Origin of the sequence: Pseudomonas sp. BGI-2 (assembly GCF_004310295.1) — a bacterium.
GTDB lineage: Bacteria > Pseudomonadota > Gammaproteobacteria > Pseudomonadales > Pseudomonadaceae > Aquipseudomonas.
In genome coordinates, this window is record NZ_SISB01000032.1 from 49,713 (window position 1) to 62,680 (window position 12,968).

Below are 12,968 nucleotides of genomic sequence, written 5' to 3' on the forward strand. Positions count from 1 at the left end.
CCTGGATTACACGCGGCGCTTCTTCGGCGGACGGCACCCGTTGTGCGGGATTGGCGTCACGTCGGTGATGCTGGCGATCTTGTAGCCACAGCCGTTCAAAGCGCGGACTGCAGATTCACGACCTGGGCCTGGACCTTTGACGTTAACGTCGAGGTTTTTCAGACCGTATTCCAGCGCAGCTTGACCAGCACGTTCAGCAGCTACTTGAGCAGCAAACGGGGTGGACTTGCGGGAACCGCGGAAACCCGAACCACCGGAGGTAGCCCAGGAAAGAGCGTTGCCTTGACGGTCGGTGATGGTCACGATTGTGTTGTTAAAAGAAGCATGGATGTGGGCAATGCCATCAACCACTGTCTTTTTAACTTTTTTACGAGGACGAGCAGCAGGTTTAGCCATGATTAATTTCCTGTCGATTCGCTGGGGCGATTACTTGCGGATCGGCTTACGCGGACCTTTACGGGTACGCGCGTTAGTCTTGGTACGCTGACCGCGCACTGGAAGACCACGACGATGACGCAGACCGCGATAGCAACCGAGGTCCATCAAACGCTTGATTTTCATGTTGATTTCGCGACGCAGGTCACCTTCAGTGGTGAACTTCGCCACTTCGCCACGCAGCTGTTCAATCTGCTCGTCGCTCAGATCCTTGATCTTTGCGGCTGGGTTTACCCCAGTCACTGCACAGATCTTCTGCGCAGTAGTGCGACCAACACCATAGATGTAGGTCAGCGAGATAACAGTATGCTTGTTATCTGGAATGTTAACGCCTGCAATACGGGCCATTCAGTGGGACTCCAATTGACAGCTACCTACGCCCCGGAAGCCAAGAAATAGGGCGCGAGATAATATCGCTGTAATAACAAATAATCAACCCGGTAGCGCACTAGCTACCGGGCTTGAAGCACAATCACACTCAGCCTTGGCGCTGTTTGTGACGCGGTTCCGCGCTGCAAATTACTCGAACAACACCTTCGCGGCGAATAATTTTGCAGTTACGGCACAGCTTTTTCACCGATGCACGAACTTTCATCACCAACTCCTCGAACCTTATGGGTACTCAGCGCAACATGCCGCTGCCGTAACCCTTCAGGTTGGCTTTCTTCATCAGGGATTCGTACTGGTGCGAAACGAGGTGCGATTGTACTTGGGACATGAAGTCCATCACAACCACGACGACGATCAGCAACGAGGTCCCGCCAAGGTAGAACGGAACGTTTGCTGCAACCACCAGGAACTGGGGCAACAGGCACACGGCCGTCATATATAGAGCACCGAACAAGGTCAAACGAGTCAGCACGCCATCAATATAGCGCGCAGACTGCTCACCTGGACGGATACCCGGAATAAAGGCACCGGACTTCTTCAGGTTTTCCGCTACGTCTTTCGGATTGAACATCAACGCCGTATAGAAGAAGCAGAAGAAAATAATCCCTGCACTAAACAGCAGAATATTCAACGGCTGACCAGGAGCGATCGACTGCGAGATGTCCTGCAGCCAGCCCATACCTTCAGACTGACCAAACCAGGTACCCAACGAAGCCGGGAACAGCAAAATGCTGCTCGCGAAAATAGCCGGAATAACACCAGCCATGTTCACTTTCAACGGCAAGTGGCTGGTCTGCGCAGCGAAGACCTTGCGGCCCTGCTGACGCTTGGCGTAATGAACAGCAATACGCCGCTGACCACGCTCAATGAACACCACGAAACCGATAATCGCTACTGCCAACAAACCGATGGCAACCAAGGCGAAAATATTGATATCACCCTGACGCGCAGACTCGAAAGACTGCCCGATCGCCCTCGGAAGACCGGCGACGATACCTGCGAAAATCAACATCGAGATACCGTTGCCAACACCACGTTCAGTAATCTGCTCACCCAGCCACATCATGAACATCGCACCAGCCACAAACGTGGATACCGCGACGAAATGGAAGCCAAAGTCACCAGTGAACGATACGCCCTGCCCTGCCAGACCAATGGACATGCCAATTGCCTGAACGAGAGCGAGAACGACAGTGCCGTAGCGGGTGTACTGGGCAATCTTGCGACGCCCAGCTTCACCTTCCTTCTTCAACTGCTCCAGCTGCGGGCTCACGGCGGTCATCAGCTGCATGATGATCGATGCCGAAATGTACGGCATGATCCCTAGTGCAAAGATGCTCATCCGCTCCAGCGCGCCGCCGGAAAACATGTTGAACAAGCTAAGAATGGTCCCCTCATTCTGTCGAAACAGGTCCGCGAGTCGGTCCGGGTTGATACCTGGAACCGGGATGTGTGCGCCTATTCGGTAGACGATAATCGCCAGGAACAGAAAACGCAGACGAGCCCAGAGTTCAGACATACCGCCTTTGCCGAGCGCAGAGAGAGCACCTTGCTTAGCCATTTATTCCTCGAACTTGCCGCCAGCTGCTTCGATAGCCGCACGCGCACCTTTGGTGGCGCCGATTCCCTTTCCGATGGTCACAGCGCGAGTAACTTCGCCGGACAGCATGATTTTCACACGCTGTACGTTGACGTTGATCACGTTGGCATCTTTCAGGGACTGCACGGTGACGATGTCGCCTTCCACTTTAGCCAGCTCGGACAAACGCACTTCTGCGCGATCCATGGCTTTCAGGGAAACGAAACCGAACTTCGGCAGGCGACGATGCAGCGGCTGTTGACCGCCTTCAAAGCCTGGAGCAATGGTGCCACCGGAGCGGGAGGACTGACCTTTGTGGCCACGGCCACCGGTCTTGCCCAAACCACTACCGATACCACGGCCCGGACGATGCTTTTCGCGACGGGAACCCGGCGCTGGACTCAGATCATTGAGTTTCATCGATTAACCCTCGACACGCAGCATGTAGTAAGCCTTGTTGATCATCCCGCGATTCTCGGGAGTATCAAGTACTTCTACAGTGTGACCGATGCGACGCAGACCCAGACCCTTAACGCACAGTTTGTGGTTAGGGATGCGGCCGGTCATGCTTTTGATCAGCGTAACTTTAACGGTAGCCATGATCAGAAGATCTCCTTGACACTTTTGCCACGCTTGGCGGCAATGGATTCAGGAGACTGCATAGCTTTCAAACCTTTGAAAGTGGCGTGAACCACGTTTACCGGGTTAGTCGAGCCGTAGCACTTGGCCAGAACGTTCTGAACACCAGCAACTTCGAGGACAGCACGCATAGCGCCGCCAGCGATGATACCGGTACCTTCAGAAGCAGGCTGCATGTACACCTTCGAAGCGCCGTGACCGGACTTCATAGCGTACTGCAGAGTGGTGCCGTTCAGATCAACTTGGATCATGTTGCGACGAGCAGCTTCCATTGCCTTCTGGATCGCAGCAGGCACTTCACGTGACTTGCCACGGCCGAAGCCAACACGCCCTTTACCATCACCAACCACGGTCAACGCGGTAAAAGTGAAGATACGGCCGCCCTTAACGGTTTTGGCTACGCGGTTAACTTGAACCAGCTTCTCAATGTAGCCTTCGTCGCGCTTTTGGTCGTTATTTGACATAACTTAGAACTCCAGCCCAGCTTCACGAGCAGCATCAGCCAGCGCCTTGACGCGGCCATGGTACTTGAAGCCAGAGCGGTCGAAAGCCACCTGCGAGACGCCAGCGGCTTTAGCACGCGTAGCGACCAGCTGGCCAACCTTAGTGGCCGCGTCGATGTTGCCAGTGGCGCCATCACGCAGTTCTTTATCCAAAGTCGAGGCAGATGCCAGGACTTTGTTGCCGTCGGCCGAAATGACCTGGGCGTAGATGTGCTGCGACGAGCGGAACACGCAGAGACGCACGACTTCGAGTTCGTGCATTTTCAGGCGTGCTTTGCGAGCGCGACGCAGTCGAGTAACTTTTTTGTCGGTCATTTGCTATGCCCTACTTCTTCTTGGCTTCTTTACGACGGACGACTTCGTCCGCGTAGCGCACACCTTTGCCTTTGTACGGCTCTGGTGGACGGAAGTCGCGGATCTCGGCGGCCACTTGACCTACCAGCTGCTTATCGATGCCCTTGATCAGGATATCGGTCTGGCTAGGAGTCTCAGCGGTGATGCCTTCCGGCAGTTCATAATCCACTGGGTGCGAGAAGCCAAGAGCCAGGTTCAGCACTGTGCCTTTTGCTTGCGCTTTGTAACCAACACCGACCAGCTGGAGCTTGCGCTCGAAGCCTTGGCTTACGCCTTGGACCATGTTGTTTACCAACGCACGAGTGGTACCAGCCATTGCGCGAGTTTGTTGATCGCCATTGCGAGCAGCGAAACGCAGCTCACCAGCTTCTTCAACGATCTCAACGGACGAATGGATGTTCAGTTCGAGAGTGCCCTTGGCACCCTTCACCGAAAGCTGTTGACCTGCGAATTTTACTTCGACACCGGCTGGCAGCTTAACGGGGTTCTTAGCGACGCGTGACATGCTTATCCCCCCTTAGAACACAGTGCAAAGAACTTCGCCGCCGACACCGGCAGCGCGCGCAGCACGATCCGTCATCACACCTTTGTTGGTGGAGACGATAGACACACCGAGACCGCCACGAACTTTTGGCAGATCATCGACGGACTTGTACTGACGCAGGCCTGGACGGCTAACGCGCTTCACTTCCTCGATGACCGGACGGCCTTCGAAGTACTTCAGCTCGATGGACAGCAGTGGTTTGATTTCGCTGCTGATCTGATAACCCGCAATGTAACCTTCGTCCTTCAGGACTTTGGCAACAGCTACCTTCAAAGTAGAAGATGGCATGCTTACGACGGACTTTTCAGCCATCTGGGCATTACGGATTCGAGTTAGCATGTCCGCTAACGGGTCCTGCATACTCATGGGCTAGACGCTCCTAATACAAAAAAATTAGCCTTGCGGCTACTACTTGTCGCCGAGGACATCCGCGCGGAAAAAGCACGGGCTCAGGCGAGCCGGGTATTCTAGACACACCCCACAAATGAATCAAGCCCCAAAAGGGGCTTGATTCAAGTTCAAGGTCACCGATGGTCAGTATCTTTCGATCCCGAGCACCGAGACATTGATAGTGCTTACCAGCTGGCTTTAACCAGACCAGGTACGTCACCACGCATTGCAGCTTCACGCAGTTTGTTACGGCCGAGGCCGAACTTGCGGTAAACGCCGTGTGGACGACCGGTCAGGCGGCAGCGGTTACGCATGCGCGAAGCGCTTGCGTCACGTGGCTGCTTCTGCAGAGCTACTGTAGCTTCCCAACGCGCTTCTGGACTTGCGTTCAGATCAACGATGATAGCTTTCAGTGCTGCACGCTTTTTGGCGTACTTGGCAACCGTGAGCTGACGCTTCAGCTCGCGGTTTTTCATGCTCATCTTGGCCATTTTCCTACTCCAATCAGTTGCGGAACGGGAATTTGAAAGCACGCAGCAGCGCGCGACCTTCATCATCGTTCTTGGCAGTGGTGGTCAGGGTAATGTCCAGACCGCGGAGAGCATCGATCTTGTCGTAGTCGATTTCCGGGAAGATGATCTGCTCTTTAACACCCATGCTGTAGTTACCACGACCATCGAAGGACTTGGCATTCAGGCCGCGGAAGTCGCGAACCCGAGGCAGGGAGATCGACAGCAGACGATCCAGGAATTCGTACATACGCTCACGGCGCAGAGTCACTTTGACGCCGATCGGCCAACCTTCACGGACTTTAAAGCCAGCGATGGATTTCCGAGCGTAAGTCACAACGACTTTCTGACCGGTGATCTTTTCCAGGTCGGCAACAGCGTGCTCGATGACTTTCTTGTCACCGACCGCTTCGCCCAGACCCATGTTTAGGGTGATTTTTGTAACGCGTGGAACTTCCATCACGTTCGAAAGCTTAAGTTCTTCCTTAAGCTTCGGTGCGATTTCCTTCCAGTAAATCTCTTTTAGTCGTGCCATGGTCTTCTACCTAGCAGTGTTCAAGCATCAACCGCTTTTTGGGTCGACTTGAAGACACGAATTTTCTTGCCGTCTTCTACTTTGAAACCAACGCGATCAGCCTTGTTGGTTTCGCCGTTGAAAATGGCGACGTTAGAAGCGTCCAGTGGAGCTTCTTTTTCGACGATACCGCCTTGTACGCCCGACATCGGGTTAGGCTTGGTATGACGCTTAACCAGGTTCAGACCACCAATAACCAGACGGTTATTAGCGAGAACCTTAAGCACCTTACCGCGCTTACCTTTGTCTTTGCCGGCGATCACGATGATCTCGTCGTCACGACGAATCTTTTGCATGTCGGATCTCCTTACAGCACTTCTGGGGCGAGCGAGACGATCTTCATGAACTTCTCAGTACGAAGTTCACGGGTCACTGGCCCAAAGATACGGGTGCCGATCGGCTCTTGCTTGTTGTTCAGAAGAACAGCAGCGTTGCCATCAAAGCGGATAATGGAGCCATCAGCACGACGTACGCCGTGACGAGTGCGGACTACAACAGCAGTCATCACTTGGCCTTTTTTCACTTTACCGCGAGGAATTGCTTCCTTCACGGTAACTTTGATGATGTCACCGATACCAGCGTAACGACGATGGGAGCCACCCAGCACCTTGATGCACATAACGCGGCGAGCGCCGCTGTTATCGGCCACATCGAGCATGGATTGAGTCTGAATCATATAATTTCTCCGACCCCTAGTCCTTAGACTTCCACAGCGCGTTCGAGAACATCAACCAGCGCCCAAGACTTGGTCTTGGCCAAAGGACGAGTTTCACGAATAGTGACTTTGTCGCCGATGTGGCACTGATTGGTTTCGTCGTGCGCGTGCAGCTTAGTCGAACGCTTAACGTATTTACCGTAGATCGGGTGCTTAACGCGACGCTCGATCAGAACGGTGATGGTTTTGTCCATCTTGTCGCTGACAACACGGCCAGTCAGCGTACGGACAGTTTTTTCGGCTTCAGCCATGATTACTTACCTGCCTGCTGGTTGAGCACAGTCTTCACGCGAGCGATGTCACGCTTAACTTGCGAGAGCAGATGAGACTGCCCCAACTGGCCAGTTGCTTTCTGCATACGCAGATTGAACTGGTCGCGCAGCAAGCCGAGCAGTTGCTCGTTCAGCTGCTGTGCGGATTTTTCACGAAGTTCATTCGCTTTCATCACATCACCGTCCGTTTAACAAAGGCGGTGGCGAGCGGCAGCTTTGCAGCAGCCAGGGCAAAAGCCTCACGCGCCAGCTCTTCAGTAACACCCTCGATTTCATACAGGACTTTGCCTGGCTGAATCTGGGCAACCCAGTACTCCACACTACCCTTACCTTTACCCATCCGAACTTCGAGTGGCTTTTTGGAAATAGGCTTGTCCGGGAATACACGGATCCAGATCTTGCCGCCACGTTTAACGTGACGGGTCAGAGCACGACGTGCTGACTCGATCTGACGAGCGGTGAGACGACCACGAGCTACAGACTTCAGCGCATATTCGCCGAAGCTGACTTTGCTACCGCGCTGAGCCAGACCACGGTTGTGGCCTGTCATCTGCTTGCGGAACTTCGTACGCTTTGGTTGCAACATTTGGCGTACCCCTTACTTAGCAGCTTTTTTACGAGGCGCTGGTGCTTGTGGTTTCAGTTCTTCTTGGCGACCACCAATTACTTCGCCTTTGAAGATCCAAACCTTTACACCGATCACACCGTAAGTGGTGTGAGCTTCGTAGTTGGCATAGTCGATGTCGGCACGCAGGGTGTGCAGTGGCACACGACCTTCGCGATACCATTCAGTACGTGCGATTTCAGCACCGCCGAGACGACCGCTCACTTGGATTTTGATGCCTTTGGCACCAATGCGCATGGCGTTCTGAACAGCGCGCTTCATAGCGCGACGGAACATTACGCGACGCTCCAGCTGCTGAGCTACGCTCTGCGCAACCAGCATACCGTCGAGCTCCGGCTTGCGGATCTCTTCGATATTGATGTGCACAGGCACACCCATTTGCTTGGTCAGGTCCTGACGCAGTTTCTCAACATCTTCACCTTTCTTCCCGATAACGATACCTGGACGAGCGGTGTGGATGGTGATACGTGCAGTTTGAGCCGGACGATGGATATCGATACGGCTTACGGACGCGCTTTTTAGTTTGTCTTGGAGATACTCGCGCACCTTCAGATCAGCGAACAAATAGTCCGCATAAGTCCGACCGTCTGCGTACCAGACGGAGGTGTGCTCCTTGACGATTCCCAGGCGAATGCCAATGGGATGTACTTTCTGACCCATCTCTTCGACTCCGTTACTTGTCAGCAACCTTGACAGTGATATGGCAAGACCGCTTGACGATGCGATCAGCACGGCCTTTGGCACGTGGCATGATTCGCTTCAGCGAACGCCCTTCGTTGACGAAAACGGTGCTGACTTTAAGGTCATCAACGTCTGCGCCTTCGTTGTGCTCGGCGTTGGCTACGGCCGACTCCAGCACTTTCTTCATGATCTCGGCGGCTTTCTTACTGCTGAAAGCCAACAGGTTGAGCGCTTCGCCCACCTTCTTCCCGCGGATCTGGTCGGCGACCAAGCGGGCTTTCTGGGCGGAGATTCGAGCGCCCGACAACTTAGCGGCTACTTCCATCGTTCCTTACCCCTTAACGCTTGGCTTTCTTGTCTGCCACGTGCCCACGATATGTGCGGGTACCGGCAAACTCGCCTAGTTTGTGGCCGACCATGTCTTCGTTCACGAGAACTGGAACATGTTGACGACCGTTATGCACAGCAATGGTCAAACCGACCATTTGTGGCAGGATCATGGAACGGCGCGACCAGGTCTTAACTGGTTTGCGATCGTTCTTTTCCGCCGCCACTTCGATCTTCTTCAGTAGGTGAAGATCAATAAAAGGACCTTTTTTCAGAGAACGTGGCACTGTCGTATCCCTCTATTTACTTGCGACGACGGACGATCATTTTGTCGGTACGCTTATTACCACGAGTCTTCGCGCCCTTAGTCGGGAAGCCCCATGGCGATACCGGATGACGACCACCAGAGGTACGACCTTCACCACCACCATGTGGGTGGTCAACCGGGTTCATGGCAACACCACGAACGGTTGGGCGAACGCCACGCCAGCGTTTGGCACCAGCTTTACCCAGCGAACGCAGGCTGTGCTCGGAGTTCGAGACTTCACCCAGGGTCGCGCGGCATTCAGCCAGCACTTTACGCATCTCACCAGAACGCAGACGCAGGGTCACGTAGACACCTTCACGAGCGATCAGCTGAGCCGAAGCACCAGCGGAACGAGCGATTTGCGCGCCTTTACCTGGCTTCAATTCGATGCCGTGTACGGTGCTACCAACTGGAATGTTACGCAGTTGCAGAGCGTTGCCCGGCTTGATCGGTGCCAAAGCACCTGCGATCAGCTGGTCACCAGCACTCACGCCTTTAGGGGCGATGATGTAGCGACGCTCGCCATCTGCGTACAGCAGCAGAGCGATGTGAGCAGTACGGTTTGGATCGTATTCAATACGCTCGACAGTGGCAGAGATGCCATCTTTGTCGTTGCGACGGAAATCGACCAGACGATAATGCTGCTTATGGCCACCACCGATGTGACGAGTGGTAATGCGACCATTGTTGTTACGACCACCAGTCTTCGATTTTTTCTCGAGCAGCGGTGCGTGAGGAGCGCCTTTATGCAGCTCCTGGTTGACCACCTTGACCACAAAACGGCGGCCAGGGGAAGTCGGTTTGCATTTAACGATTGCCATGATGCACCCCTTCCTTACTCAGCACTGCTGCTGAAATCGAGATCTTGGCCTGGCTGAAGGGAGATAACTGCCTTCTTCCAGTCATTACGCTTGCCCAGACCGCGAGCAGTGCGCTTGCTCTTACCCAGAACATTCAGGGTAGTAACACGCTCTACTTTCACGCTGAACAGGCTTTCGACGGCCTTCTTGATTTCCAGCTTGGTTGCGTCAGTTGCAACCTTGAAAACGAACTGGCCTTTTTTGTCAGCCAGAACCGTAGCCTTCTCGGAAACGTGCGGGCCAAGCAGAACTTTAAATACGCGTTCCTGGTTCATCCCAGCAGCTCCTCGAATTTCTTCACGGCCGACACGGTGATCAACACCTTGTCGTATGCGATCAGACTAACTGGATCGGAACCTTGCACGTCACGCACATCGACGTGTGGCAGGTTGCGAGCAGCCAGGTACAGGTTCTGATCAACTACTTCAGACACGATCAAGACGTCAGTCAGGCCCATGCCGGTCAGTTTGTTCAGCAGATCTTTGGTCTTCGGTGCATCAACAGCGAAGTCCTGAACCACAACCAGACGATCAGTACGCACCAGCTCAGCAAGGATGGAACGCATTGCTGCGCGATACATCTTCTTGTTCAGCTTCTGAGTGTGATCCTGAGGACGAGCTGCGAAAGTGGTACCGCCGCCACGCCAGATTGGGCTACGGATAGTACCGGCACGAGCTCGGCCAGTACCTTTCTGACGCCATGGGCGCTTACCGCCACCACGAACGTCGGAACGGGTCTTTTGCTGCTTGCTACCTTGACGGCCGCCGGCCATGTAGGCCACGACTGCCTGGTGAACCAGCGTCTCGTTGAATTCGCCGCCAAATGTCAGTTCGGAAACTTCGATCGCTTGAGCGTCATTTACATTTAATTGCATGTCAGCTTCCCCTTAACCGCGAGCCTTGGCTGCTGGACGTACAACCAAGTTGCCGCCAGTAGCGCCAGGAACAGCACCCTTGACCAACAACAGATTGCGTTCAGCGTCCACGCGCACTACTTCGAGGGACTGCACGGTCACGCGCTCAGCGCCCATATGACCGGACATTTTTTTGCCCTTGAATACACGACCAGGAGTCTGGCACTGGCCGATAGAGCCTGGAACGCGGTGGGACACGGAGTTACCGTGGGTATTATCTTGCCCGCGGAAGTTCCAACGCTTGATCGTACCCTGGAAGCCTTTACCCTTGGACTGACCGGTTACATCAACCAGTTGACCAGCGGCGAAGATTTCAGCGTTGATCAGATCGCCGGCCTGGTACTCGCCTTCTTCAAGGCGGAATTCCATTACGGTACGACCAGCGGCAACGCTCGCCTTAGCGAAGTGGCCAGCTTGAGCAGCTGTAACACGCGAAGCACGACGCTCGCCTACAGTGACTTGCACTGCACGATAGCCATCGGTTTCTTCAGTTTTGAACTGGGTGACGCGATTCGGCTCGATCTCAATGACCGTGACCGGAATGGAGACACCTTCTTCGGTGAAAATACGGGTCATACCGCATTTACGACCGACTACACCAATAGTCATGTTGTAAACCTCATGAGTGTACGGGGCTTTCACCCGCTATGGCCGCCCATTTCAGAGCGTTACACGACTAAGACCGAGTCTTAGCCGAGGCTGATCTGCACTTCCACACCGGCCGCAAGATCAAGCTTCATAAGCGCATCAACGGTTTTATCCGTTGGCTGGACGATGTCCAGAACGCGCTTATGAGTACGGATCTCGTACTGGTCACGCGCGTCTTTGTTGACGTGCGGGGAGACCAGAACGGTGAACCGCTCTTTACGGGTAGGCAGTGGAATTGGACCACGCACTTGAGCACCAGTACGTTTCGCGGTTTCCACGATTTCCTGGGTGGATTGGTCGATCAGGCGATGGTCAAAAGCCTTCAACCTGATACGGATTTGCTGATTTTGCATTGGATTTCAGACTCCGGCTGCTATTCCCACCGAGCGCAATACGCCCGTTAAAAGGAGGCGCAATTCTATAGACGCCCCATATAGGTGTCAACCCAATAAAAAAGCCCCCGCTAAGCGGGGGCTTTTTCAATTCATCAAAGCTTACTCAAAAAGAGCTTACTCGATGATTTTGGCTACGACGCCAGCGCCGACGGTACGACCGCCTTCACGGATAGCGAAACGCAGACCGTCTTCCATTGCGATGGTCTTGATCAGGGTGACAACCATTTTGATGTTGTCGCCTGGCATTACCATTTCAACGCCTTCCGGCAGTTCGCAGTTACCAGTCACGTCAGTGGTACGGAAGTAGAACTGTGGACGGTAGCCTTTGAAGAACGGAGTGTGACGACCGCCTTCTTCTTTGCTCAGCACGTAGACTTCAGCTTCGAACTTGGTGTGCGGCTTAACCGAACCTGGCTTGACCAGAACCTGGCCACGCTCAACGTCGTCACGCTTGGTACCACGCAGCAGAACGCCGCAGTTCTCGCCAGCACGACCTTCGTCGAGCAGCTTACGGAACATTTCAACACCGGTGCAGGTGGTGACGGTAGTGTCACGCAGACCAACGATTTCCAGCGAATCCTGAACCTTGACGATACCGCGCTCGATACGGCCAGTTACAACAGTACCGCGACCGGAGATCGAGAATACGTCTTCGATTGGCATCAGGAACGGCTTGTCGATAACACGGACTGGATCTGGAATGTAGCTGTCCAGAGTCTCAACCAGTTTACGAACGGCAGTGGTGCCCATTTCGTTGTCGTCTTGGCCGTTCAGAGCCATCAGAGCCGAACCGATGATGATCGGAGTGTCATCGCCCGGGAAGTCGTAAGTGCTCAGCAGATCGCGCACTTCCATCTCAACCAGTTCCAACAGCTCAGCGTCGTCTACCATGTCAGCCTTGTTCAGGAAGACAACGATGTACGGAACGCCAACCTGACGGGACAGCAGGATGTGCTCACGGGTTTGCGGCATCGGACCATCAGCGGCCGAGCAAACCAGGATAGCGCCGTCCATCTGAGCAGCACCGGTAATCATGTTCTTCACGTAGTCAGCGTGACCTGGGCAGTCAACGTGAGCGTAGTGACGGATCAGCGAGTTGTATTCAACGTGCGCGGTGTTGATGGTGATACCACGAGCCTTTTCTTCCGGAGCGCTGTCGATCTTGTCGAAAGCAACAACGGCCGAACCGAAAACTTCGGAGCAGACGCGAGTCAGAGCAGCGGTCAGCGTGGTTTTACCATGGTCAACGTGACCGATGGTGCCAACGTTGACGTGCGGGAGGTCACGTACAAATTTTTCTTTAGCCAC

Annotated in this window: 26 protein-coding genes; all 26 read right to left on the reverse strand. The window is 54.2% G+C overall.

All coding sequences use genetic code 11. The features are described from left to right. Positions 1-6 precede the first annotated feature (6 nt). On the reverse strand, positions 7-396 hold the full coding sequence (rpsK, locus tag EYC95_RS20845) for a 30S ribosomal protein S11 (RefSeq protein ID WP_002555466.1): 390 nt from the start codon (positions 394-396) through the stop codon (positions 7-9). 30 nt (positions 397-426) lie between these two features. Then, a complete protein-coding gene (gene rpsM / locus EYC95_RS20850) occupies positions 427-783 on the reverse strand; it encodes a 30S ribosomal protein S13 (protein ID WP_003186020.1) in 357 nt (118 codons plus the stop codon). A gap of 130 nt (positions 784-913) precedes the next feature. After that, positions 914-1,030, reverse strand: coding sequence for a 50S ribosomal protein L36 (gene rpmJ / locus EYC95_RS20855; RefSeq protein WP_002555468.1), 117 nt, complete (start codon positions 1,028-1,030; stop codon positions 914-916). Positions 1,031-1,057: 27 nt separating this feature from the next. Then, complete coding sequence (gene secY / locus EYC95_RS20860; protein ID WP_008073883.1) at positions 1,058-2,386, reverse strand: preprotein translocase subunit SecY; 1,329 nt, start codon at positions 2,384-2,386, stop codon at positions 1,058-1,060. Next, complete coding sequence (rplO, locus tag EYC95_RS20865) at positions 2,387-2,824, reverse strand: 50S ribosomal protein L15 (RefSeq protein WP_007896782.1); 438 nt, start codon at positions 2,822-2,824, stop codon at positions 2,387-2,389. A gap of 3 nt (positions 2,825-2,827) precedes the next feature. Next, positions 2,828-3,004, reverse strand: a complete 177-nt coding sequence (rpmD, locus tag EYC95_RS20870) for a 50S ribosomal protein L30 (RefSeq protein WP_003186033.1) — start codon at positions 3,002-3,004, stop codon at positions 2,828-2,830. A gap of 2 nt (positions 3,005-3,006) precedes the next feature. Then, entirely contained in the window at positions 3,007-3,507 is a 501-nt protein-coding gene (gene rpsE, locus EYC95_RS20875) for a 30S ribosomal protein S5 (RefSeq protein ID WP_007943782.1), read from the reverse strand. 3 nt (positions 3,508-3,510) lie between these two features. Next, positions 3,511-3,861: a 50S ribosomal protein L18 gene (gene rplR, locus EYC95_RS20880; RefSeq protein ID WP_003186037.1), complete on the reverse strand. Its 351-nt coding sequence runs from the start codon at positions 3,859-3,861 to the stop codon at positions 3,511-3,513. Positions 3,862-3,871: 10 nt separating this feature from the next. After that, a complete protein-coding gene (rplF, locus tag EYC95_RS20885; protein WP_003176412.1) occupies positions 3,872-4,405 on the reverse strand; it encodes a 50S ribosomal protein L6 in 534 nt (177 codons plus the stop codon). A gap of 12 nt (positions 4,406-4,417) precedes the next feature. Beyond that, complete coding sequence (rpsH, locus tag EYC95_RS20890) at positions 4,418-4,810, reverse strand: 30S ribosomal protein S8 (protein ID WP_003186040.1); 393 nt, start codon at positions 4,808-4,810, stop codon at positions 4,418-4,420. Between the two features lie 209 nt (positions 4,811-5,019). Beyond that, the gene (rpsN, locus tag EYC95_RS20895) at positions 5,020-5,325 is read right to left on the reverse strand and encodes a 30S ribosomal protein S14 (protein WP_003176414.1); all 306 of its coding nucleotides are present in this window, start codon (positions 5,323-5,325) and stop codon (positions 5,020-5,022) included. Positions 5,326-5,338: 13 nt separating this feature from the next. After that, positions 5,339-5,878 carry a 50S ribosomal protein L5 gene (gene rplE, locus EYC95_RS20900; protein WP_003176415.1) on the reverse strand — a complete coding sequence of 180 codons (540 nt, stop codon included), beginning with the start codon at positions 5,876-5,878 and terminating at the stop codon, positions 5,339-5,341. Positions 5,879-5,898: 20 nt separating this feature from the next. Further along, positions 5,899-6,213, reverse strand: coding sequence for a 50S ribosomal protein L24 (gene rplX / locus EYC95_RS20905; protein ID WP_003176416.1), 315 nt, complete (start codon positions 6,211-6,213; stop codon positions 5,899-5,901). Positions 6,214-6,224: 11 nt separating this feature from the next. Then, entirely contained in the window at positions 6,225-6,593 is a 369-nt protein-coding gene (rplN, locus tag EYC95_RS20910; RefSeq protein WP_002555479.1) for a 50S ribosomal protein L14, read from the reverse strand. A 23-nt stretch (positions 6,594-6,616) separates the two neighbouring features. Continuing rightward, entirely contained in the window at positions 6,617-6,883 is a 267-nt protein-coding gene (gene rpsQ / locus EYC95_RS20915) for a 30S ribosomal protein S17 (protein ID WP_003176419.1), read from the reverse strand. A 2-nt stretch (positions 6,884-6,885) separates the two neighbouring features. Next, positions 6,886-7,077, reverse strand: a complete 192-nt coding sequence (gene rpmC, locus EYC95_RS20920) for a 50S ribosomal protein L29 (protein WP_002555481.1) — start codon at positions 7,075-7,077, stop codon at positions 6,886-6,888. Continuing rightward, positions 7,077-7,490, reverse strand: coding sequence for a 50S ribosomal protein L16 (rplP, locus tag EYC95_RS20925; RefSeq protein ID WP_045057467.1), 414 nt, complete (start codon positions 7,488-7,490; stop codon positions 7,077-7,079). Before rplP ends, rpmC begins: the two co-directional genes overlap by 1 nt. A 12-nt stretch (positions 7,491-7,502) precedes the next feature. After that, positions 7,503-8,189: a 30S ribosomal protein S3 gene (gene rpsC / locus EYC95_RS20930; protein ID WP_003176422.1), complete on the reverse strand. Its 687-nt coding sequence runs from the start codon at positions 8,187-8,189 to the stop codon at positions 7,503-7,505. A 13-nt stretch (positions 8,190-8,202) separates the two neighbouring features. After that, entirely contained in the window at positions 8,203-8,535 is a 333-nt protein-coding gene (gene rplV, locus EYC95_RS20935; protein ID WP_003103908.1) for a 50S ribosomal protein L22, read from the reverse strand. A 13-nt stretch (positions 8,536-8,548) separates the two neighbouring features. Beyond that, positions 8,549-8,824 (reverse strand): 30S ribosomal protein S19, encoded by a 276-nt coding sequence (gene rpsS, locus EYC95_RS20940; RefSeq protein WP_002555486.1) that lies wholly within the window; start codon positions 8,822-8,824, stop codon positions 8,549-8,551. 16 nt (positions 8,825-8,840) lie between these two features. Next, positions 8,841-9,665: a 50S ribosomal protein L2 gene (gene rplB / locus EYC95_RS20945; protein ID WP_003176423.1), complete on the reverse strand. Its 825-nt coding sequence runs from the start codon at positions 9,663-9,665 to the stop codon at positions 8,841-8,843. A 14-nt stretch (positions 9,666-9,679) separates the two neighbouring features. Further along, positions 9,680-9,979, reverse strand: a complete 300-nt coding sequence (rplW, locus tag EYC95_RS20950) for a 50S ribosomal protein L23 (protein WP_002555488.1) — start codon at positions 9,977-9,979, stop codon at positions 9,680-9,682. Beyond that, complete coding sequence (rplD, locus tag EYC95_RS20955) at positions 9,976-10,578, reverse strand: 50S ribosomal protein L4 (RefSeq protein WP_007896707.1); 603 nt, start codon at positions 10,576-10,578, stop codon at positions 9,976-9,978. Before rplD ends, rplW begins: the two co-directional genes overlap by 4 nt. A 12-nt stretch (positions 10,579-10,590) precedes the next feature. Next, a complete protein-coding gene (rplC, locus tag EYC95_RS20960) occupies positions 10,591-11,226 on the reverse strand; it encodes a 50S ribosomal protein L3 (protein WP_131062044.1) in 636 nt (211 codons plus the stop codon). Positions 11,227-11,306: 80 nt separating this feature from the next. After that, a complete protein-coding gene (rpsJ, locus tag EYC95_RS20965; protein ID WP_003186070.1) occupies positions 11,307-11,618 on the reverse strand; it encodes a 30S ribosomal protein S10 in 312 nt (103 codons plus the stop codon). Between the two features lie 156 nt (positions 11,619-11,774). Beyond that, complete coding sequence (gene tuf / locus EYC95_RS20970) at positions 11,775-12,968, reverse strand: elongation factor Tu (protein WP_131062045.1); 1,194 nt, start codon at positions 12,966-12,968, stop codon at positions 11,775-11,777.